Annotated in this window: 7 protein-coding genes; 2 read left to right on the top strand and 5 right to left on the bottom strand. The window is 45.1% G+C overall.

Going from position 1 to position 7,800, the window contains the following annotated elements; genetic code table 11:
- Positions 1–251 precede the first annotated feature (251 nt).
- Together AC1DVJ_RS24405 and AC1DVJ_RS24400 are read left to right on the top strand one after the other, a co-directional pair.
- Positions 252–575, top strand: a complete 324-nt coding sequence (locus AC1DVJ_RS24405; protein WP_477594234.1) for an iron-sulfur cluster biosynthesis family protein — start codon at positions 252–254, stop codon at positions 573–575.
- A gap of 49 nt (positions 576–624) precedes the next feature.
- On the top strand, positions 625–1,203 hold the full coding sequence (locus AC1DVJ_RS24400; RefSeq protein ID WP_477594232.1) for a beta-class carbonic anhydrase: 579 nt from the start codon (positions 625–627) through the stop codon (positions 1,201–1,203).
- A 65-nt stretch (positions 1,204–1,268) separates the two neighbouring features.
- Here AC1DVJ_RS24400 and AC1DVJ_RS24395 read toward each other — a convergent pair whose 3' ends face one another.
- From AC1DVJ_RS24395 to AC1DVJ_RS24375, 5 genes are read right to left on the bottom strand one after another with little or no spacing between them, the layout of a single operon-like run.
- Positions 1,269–3,389, bottom strand: a complete 2,121-nt coding sequence (locus AC1DVJ_RS24395) for a hypothetical protein (RefSeq protein WP_477594230.1) — start codon at positions 3,387–3,389, stop codon at positions 1,269–1,271.
- A gap of 24 nt (positions 3,390–3,413) precedes the next feature.
- Positions 3,414–4,592 (bottom strand): ABC transporter permease, encoded by a 1,179-nt coding sequence (locus AC1DVJ_RS24390; RefSeq protein ID WP_477594228.1) that lies wholly within the window; start codon positions 4,590–4,592, stop codon positions 3,414–3,416.
- Positions 4,589–5,308, bottom strand: a complete 720-nt coding sequence (locus AC1DVJ_RS24385; RefSeq protein WP_477594226.1) for an ABC transporter ATP-binding protein — start codon at positions 5,306–5,308, stop codon at positions 4,589–4,591. Before AC1DVJ_RS24385 ends, AC1DVJ_RS24390 begins: the two co-directional genes overlap by 4 nt.
- 27 nt (positions 5,309–5,335) lie before the next feature.
- Positions 5,336–7,087 carry an efflux RND transporter periplasmic adaptor subunit gene (locus AC1DVJ_RS24380; RefSeq protein WP_477594224.1) on the bottom strand — a complete coding sequence of 584 codons (1,752 nt, stop codon included), beginning with the start codon at positions 7,085–7,087 and terminating at the stop codon, positions 5,336–5,338.
- A 42-nt stretch (positions 7,088–7,129) separates the two neighbouring features.
- Positions 7,130–7,738 carry a hypothetical protein gene (locus tag AC1DVJ_RS24375; RefSeq protein ID WP_477594222.1) on the bottom strand — a complete coding sequence of 203 codons (609 nt, stop codon included), beginning with the start codon at positions 7,736–7,738 and terminating at the stop codon, positions 7,130–7,132.
- Positions 7,739–7,800: the final 62 nt, after the last annotated feature.

Here is a 7,800-nt window from a genome sequence, read left to right as displayed (position 1 = left end):
GTACGCATGTCCCAATAGATCAAAGAGATTGCCTCTTCGTACTGCTTCATTTTACGAACATAAGCTTTGAACGATTCCAACTTGGCATTCACAACACCAACACTCATGTGCTCATCTCCTCCCAAATGTTTCAATATTTATCATACTTCCAACGGGGGCTAGAATCAAATCTTGATCAATTTGTGGTAGAATAAGGAGAAGTGCCATGAAGTCCGCTGTTTTTGGGCAGAATTTTGAAGGAGATGACATCCATGAACATTACGTTTACCGATACAGCAACACAACGATTAACACCCTATATGGAACAAAATAACACGTTACTGAAGCTGGTTTTTGACACCGAGGGCTGCGGATGTTCCGTCAATGGCGTACCTACACTGTGGTTAGTTTCTACGGCAAATATCGACGATGTTTCCGCTGTCACAGCTGCCTTCCCACTGATTTATAAAGCGAAGRACGAGATTTTTTTCGAGGATACAATGAAAATCGACTTCCACGAAGGCAAGGGATCCTATATACTGAAGAGTAATAATCAAATTTACAATGCGGGTATGAGCTTAGTCGATAAAAGATAGAGCTGCAAAAAACATAGACATGCAGCATCAACTACCTGGAGGGAATATCATGACTTTGATTAATGAAATTTTGAGCTACAACAAGGATTTCGTAAAAACCAAGCAATATCAAGAGTTTCTGACCACAAAATTTCCAGACAAACGAATGGTTGTTGTTACGTGTATGGATACACGGCTAGTCGAATTGCTGCCAAAAGCAATGAATCTTCATAATGGGGATGCCAAAATTCTTAAAAATGCTGGCGCCATTATCTCTCACCCCTTCGGTAGTCTTATGCGAAGCATTATCGTCGCAGTCTATCAGCTGGATGCCGATGAGGTTTTCGTTATAGGTCATTACGATTGCGGCATGACAGGGCTCAATTCCGAAGTTGTCATTTCCAAAGCGAAGGACAGAGGCATCTCTGATGATGTCATCGAAACGCTTGGACATGCCGGCATCGACCTTAAACGTTGGCTGACTGGCTTCAATCATGTTCGTGAGGGCATTGAGAAAAGTGTTAATATTATTCGGAATCATCCCCTTCTTCCCAAAAATTTACCCGTTCACGGTCTGATCATAGATCCGGAAACGGGTCGCTTAGATCTCGTAGACGCAGCTTATACACCCGCACCTGAGTTGTTATGAGCAATGCAAAAAGAGTAGATCCAGATTTTATCTGGATCTACTCTTTTTTTTGCTTTAGCAGCCGATTATGGCTTAATCGTTTTAATCAAGCGTTTCGCGTCTCCATTCGGTGTAGCCACAACTTCATAAATGTTAATGTACGCACCTGAATTAACTTGATTTGATTTCACATTGCCGAAATCGATATATTGAACACCTGACATAATTTTTTGTTGTCCCGTGAATAACAGGGCCTTAGAAGTTAACAATCTTCCTTCCGTATCGACGACCTCGAATAAGAGTGAGGAGAAATTCGCATCCGTGATCACTTGAGCTTGTCGCTCAACATCCAAATCTAACCGCAAGTTATACGTAAACGATGAATCTCTGCTATACGTTGTGTTTAATTGGTACTCATCGAAATTGATTTTAAATGGATACACGGAGATTGGTCCTGTTGTCGGTATGGATTGCACTTCCGCTTTAAACGAACCAACTGCCAAGCGATTCGTATCGTACAGATTAAGCGCAAGCTTATCTGCATCCTCAACATCTGGCACCATGTAAGAATGACTAAACACATAACTCGTGTTAGGCGCAATGCTTTTCGCCACATTCGTTTGTCGAACGCCAGCGTATGTGTACCCCTCTTCGTTCGTCAAATCCGTCTGGAAATCCGGCAAAGCGAGTGTCGACGTCCCTTTATTCGTTAGCTTATATTTCGCAACGATCGTCTTATAACCGAAGTCTGAGTTCACACTCATTCCGAACTCAACGAGCGACATATCGATGTTAGAGTCGATGCTATTCGTCGAAGAAAGTTTGAAGGAATCGCCGATCTTATACGCTTGCGCAGCGGCATAAGATGTTGCTTCCCCAGCAACGCCTGCTCCAGCGAGTGAAGTAATGGATACGGGCAGGGATGCCACTTGTTTCGTGCTATCCGCGTTGCCAGCAGCACCATTTGGTGTCGTTGTGGAGGCAGCAGCGCTTTGTTTCTCCAGCACAACCAACTGCAAGCTTTCTGCACTTAGCGAAGCAGGAACTACTCCTTGGAAATGGAATGTTGTCGACTCATTCGGCGATAAGTAGGATGAACGCGACGCATTATCACTTGATGTCACGCCTACATTCGTGCCAACCGCTTGGAATTCGGCGGACAAGCCAGGAATCGTAACAATCCCTTCACTCTCGTTCGTCAACGTCACATTCGCTTGAACATGCAGTCCGTCCGATTGTTTAATAGCTGATGCCCATGAGGTCGAAATGACGAGACCGTTCAAATCCGCTCGATCATCTGTATTCGGGTACGCCACTTTGTCGCCAATTCCGAATACTGAGAACGATTTCGCTGCGTTCAACGAGCCAAGCACCGTCGTTTTCACCTTTCCTTTTGGTGAGAATAACAAGGATAGCTTATTCGTATCTAAGGAAGCGGGAACCGCTGCTTGCAAGGTTACGGTTACAGGTTGTTCAGGAAGCAATGTGCCTACACTAGTAACAAACTGCGCACCGTATGTCAGCCCTTTGCTGTCTTGGAAATTAAGTTCAAGACCATCTGGCAGCTTCAGGCTGGAGCTGCTTTCATTAGCCAAGGTTAGATCCGCGTATACCATCCAAACGCCATCTTTATACACTTTATAACTTTGTCCGATTTTAGCGGTTACTAAAGCATCTTCAGCCAATGTGGTGTCAATTTCTTTCAAATTAATAACAGCTTGGTGCTCAGGGGTTTGACCCGCTTCGATCATAGCTGATTCAACCGAGAGCGCACCGATATCCGAAGTGGAATTATAATTCCATTGAAAAATGTCGACCTTCAAGTCCGCGGCTGAGAGATTACTCGGAATTTCAGAAGTAAACTTAAACGTCCCGGTCTCACCTGCCTTTACTCGCGCAACCACTTTCTCATTCAGTTTCGCCGTGTACGTAATGCCACTGGAATCAATGACCTTTACACCATAGTTATTGAAATCAACCGTGGAGTTACTGTGATTATTCAAGCCTAGTGAGAAGCGTAATGAACCATCATCAGCACCTGCCGATAACGTCACTTTATCTAATGTGAAATAGACGGAATCACTGAGAAATACACCTTCCTTACCAGCAAAAGCTGAAGTTGCCAGAGGAAGTGTTAGGAAGCTTGCAGCGGTTAGCAGTAGAGCCGAACGGCTGAGAAGACGTTTCATCTTACGTTGTTGGTTCACAGGGAGTCCTCCTTGTAGTTGAATTTAGTCAGAACGTAATGCGTCAATCGGACGCAGCTTGGATGCTTTGTTAGCCGGATATAATCCGAAAACTACACCAACTAATACCGAGAATAAGAAGGAATAAAGGCCTACGTCAAATGAAAGACTCGTTGATTGCTTCGGACTAAAATATGGTAATGCATACGAAAATCCGATGCCGATGAGAAGTCCAATTAAACCGCCCATACCACTGATCACAACCGCTTCCACCAGGAATTGAAGCAAAATATTGCGACGCTTAGCGCCAATCGATTTGCGAATCCCGATCTCACGCGTACGCTCACTTACGGTAACGAGCATGATATTCATGATCCCAATTCCACCTACTAGGAGTGAAATTAAGGCGACCGCCACTAATTGATTCGTAAGTGTGTTGGTTGCTTCAGTCCGTGCTTTCAACAACTCGTCCTGATTCGTTAATACAAAGCCTGTATCGCTTTTAAACTTATACGTCAGGTACTGCTTCATTGTCTCTTGAGCTGTATAAATATCGTCTTTGGTAGGTGCTTCAACATACGTTGTACGTATTTGTCCCAGCTTGAATTGACGTCTAGCCGATTCTAACGGCACGATAACGGAGCTATCTACAGAAGCGCCCCCAATGTTAGAACCCTTTTCTTTGAGCGTTCCGATGACGTTGAAGACAACACCATCAATGTTGATGTTCTCGCCAACTGGATCTAATGTCCCGAAGAATTTTTTCGTCACTTCACTGCCCAGAATAGCTACATTAGAACGAAACTCAAGATCCGTCGGCGACAAATTACGACCTTTATCAATATTCGCTTTGATGATGTCGAAATAGCGGTCATTCGTTCCGAGCACATTGTATTTTTCCTGAGTACGATCATATTTAATGTTTGACCCGTTCTTAGACATCGTCGGAGCAATCGATTTGAATTCCGGGAAATTCTCGAAATTCATGAGATCATCATAGCTCAACTGTGTCGCGCGCCCGTTCCCTGTCGCAGTAACGACGAGCAAATTCGTTCCCATGTTCTCGTATTGCTTCGCGATTTGCTCCGATGTTCCTTGCCCGATGGAAACGAGCGTTACTACAGAGCTTACGCCAATAATGACGCCAAGCATGGTCAGAAATGTACGCAGTGGACTCGAAATGATCGTCCGAAGCGACATCCGGATCAGTTCACTTAGCTTCATATGCTCACCTCTTGCTTCAATGGAGCTTGCTTCGTATCGTTCCGATAATCATCCACGACGACGCCATCTCGAAGTGCGACGACTCGCTTCGCATTATTCGCGATATGATGATCATGCGTAATGAGGACAATCGTATTGCCTTGTGCATTCAGCTGTAGAATGAGCTCCAGTACTTCCTCACCTGTCCGTGAGTCCAAAGCCCCCGTCGGCTCATCCGCTAGAATCAACGAAGGCGAAATGGCCAGTGCACGGGCAATCGCTACCCGTTGTTGCTGACCTCCCGACAGTTCGCTTGGTCGATGATGACCGCGATCTCCCATGCCAAGCATTTTCAACATCGCATTCACACGTTCCTTACGTTCTTTCTTTGGAATGCCTGCGTAGATCATCGGTAATTCTACATTCTCCGTTGCAGTTAATCGTGGAAGGAGATTAAATTGTTGGAAAATGAATCCAATCTTCTGGTTGCGAAGCTCAGCAAGGGCATTATCACTCATATGCTCCGTAACGACCCCATCCAGCGTATAGCTGCCAGAGGTCGGGATGTCCAGCAACCCGATCGTGTTCATGAGCGTTGATTTACCGGAGCCACTTGGTCCGATAATAGCGACGAAATCACCATCGGCAACGGTAAGCGATATGTTACGTAGAATGGGAAGATCTTCCTCACCGCGTCGATACGTTTTCGTTATATCTTTCAGTTCAATGATATTCATACCGCAATAGCTCCTTTCAGGGCAGCATTATCTGTTACCGGCACCGCCGCCGCCGCCACCGTTATTCCGTTGAACATTACCGCCGCCGTTACCACCAGCTCCACCAGCAGCACCAGCACCGCCTGCACCGCCGCCTTGGAAGTTACCGCCACCAAAACCACCAGCACCGCCAGCTCCACCTGCACCTTGCTGGAATTGCTGTCTTAATTTATTAATATCGTCTTGAGTTAAATTTTGTTGTCTCTTAACAGCAACTGGCAATACGACTTTATCGCCTTCTTTAAGTCCATCCGTGATCTCTATTTGCGTTGTAGAACGAATACCAATTTTCACTTCATGTTCTGCCTCTGTGGTTCCATCCGCTTTTTTCACGGTTACAACACGTTTACCACGTTGCAGTTGAAGCGCCTCTGGCGGGATATAAAGAGCATCCTTTTTATCCTGAATCAAAATTTCACCTGTAGCCGTCATCCCGTATTTCAATTGATTATCTCTGTTTTCTGTTGCAAGAATAACGTCATAGAATGTGACGCCATTCGTTGTTGTACCAACTGTGGAAACTTGCATCACTTCCGCCGGGAATACGCGTCCTGGGAATGAATCGACCTTAATTTCCGCCTTCATCCCAACTTTCACATTAGGAAGATCCAGCTCATCGACTTGAACGGGCAATTGCATTTTGGCAAAGCTTGCAACCGTACCGAACTGGGTACCGCTGCTTACCTTTGTCCCTGGACGGAAGTTGCTAAGAATATCCGCTTTTTTATTTACGAAATCAGTCGAGAATACGCCATCGAAAGGCGCCAGGATTTTCAAGGAATTTACTTTTTCTTGTGCTGCATCAACCTTCAGCTTCTGACGCTCAAGAGCCGATTGCGCCGTAACAATATCGTCGTCCAGCGTATCATTTAAGAAACTCGCAATGAGATCTCCTTGATGAACGATTGCGCCTGTTTTGAACGGCAATGTGGATACATTACCCGTTGTTCCAGCAAGCACAGTAGCTACTTGTATATACTGGAGTGTTGCCTTGCCTTGTGAATCCGCTGTGCGGCCGCCAATCGTAGCGGAGCCCATGACATTCATGCCAGCATCCATGGAATTGTCATTTGTTATTTTAATTTCGATATCGAACAATTTGCCGCCTTTACCATCGGACTTAGGGTCTTTGGAAATCGCCGAAATTGTTCCTGTTTTGGTAATCATGAAGCCATCCACCGTAATGTCGATGATATCACCTTTATGTAATTGGGAAGCATCCTCCACGAAAAATGGCAGCGTAACTGTTAGCGTACTTGCATCGCCAATTGTAGCGATTTTCGTTGATTTATTAATTGTTGAACCCAGATCAATATTCGCATATGTAATTTTCCCGCTAATAGGTGCTTTGACTCCCATTAGCCCTTTCATTTGTTGTTTCGTGCTCAAGTCTTTCTCCATCTGCTCATACGTTTGCTTTGCATCCTCTAGATCGTTCTCCAGGTTTGAGCTTGTAAGCTCAATCAGAACATCGCCTGCCTTAACCGCTTGATTACGAGTCAAGTTAATCGATTTGATGTTCGCATTTTCCGTGGCAGAGATCGTTTGCGTATCTTTCGGCTCAAATTGAGCTGTACCCGAAACCGAAGAGCGAATGGTTCCTTTTTTAACATCAACCGTCACTTCTTTCGTCTCGGCTGTCTTTGTCTTCTTGCCTTTGGCCAAATACACATAGGAACCACCAGCACAAACGCAAATTGCCAAAATCAAGATGAACCATTTACTGCGAAAAAATTTCATTCTGATACTTCCCCCTTAGCATTAGTACACTTGTACGCTACCTTACGACTTTGAGACCAGTAATTCGATTAATTGCTGCTCAACGCTGATCCCCAATCCACGTAAATCCGGAGATGACGGATCGCTGTTGGCATAAGCTGAGACACCAGCTTCAACCTGCCGATCGAACTTCCTCCTTTTTTCGAAAGCGTTTACATAACGCTCCCTCTCCGCTGCCGACAACTCTTCCCTATGTTGGTACATTCGTTCGGCCATACGCAGCTTCACTTGCTTCGATTGTTCTTCCAGATAAGCTTTCTGCTCGTTCGTTAATACTTGGATGACTGCTTTTCGTTCAGATTCGTCAATGCTTCCTTCTTCCTCACTCTTGCGAACAATGGGCAGAATAGCGTGAGATTGTTCTGAAGTCAGTGCTAGTAAAGGTTGGCGATCCATCACGATCAATCCTTGAAAAAGCATGACCAACTGTCGTTCTCTTTGATTCTGAACATCTTCAGCAGTAGGGAGTTCTTGAGCGACTATTTCCGAAGTAGGCGTAGCCGTCTTCAGAGTAACAGAGGGCCCAGCTTGTCCAGTTCCCTGCCCGTTACAACCGGCTAACAAGAAGGTCGTGAGGGTTACACACAGTATGCACTTGCGTGTATAGCTCAACTGACAACACCTCCAAAAAAGAAAAAACCTATCCATCAGAAACAGGATAGGCGAAAGATATG

The sequence above is a fragment of the Paenibacillus sp. P4_A9 genome (genome assembly GCF_056402415.1).
The sequence above is the reverse complement of the archived record's forward strand: the minus strand, read 5'-3'. Positions and strand labels throughout refer to the sequence as shown.

What these genes read in the sequence shown, in the direction of transcription:
- AC1DVJ_RS24400 (WP_477594232.1), top strand. Translation starts at nt 625, where the DNA reads ATGACTTTGATTAATGAAATTTTGAGCTACAACAAGGATTTCGTAAAA.
- AC1DVJ_RS24390 (WP_477594228.1), bottom strand. Translation starts at nt 4,592, where the DNA reads ATGAAGCTAAGTGAACTGATCCGGATGTCGCTTCGGACGATCATTTCG.
- AC1DVJ_RS24385 (WP_477594226.1), bottom strand. Translation starts at nt 5,308, where the DNA reads ATGAATATCATTGAACTGAAAGATATAACGAAAACGTATCGACGCGGT.
- AC1DVJ_RS24380 (WP_477594224.1), bottom strand. Translation starts at nt 7,087, where the DNA reads ATGAAATTTTTTCGCAGTAAATGGTTCATCTTGATTTTGGCAATTTGC.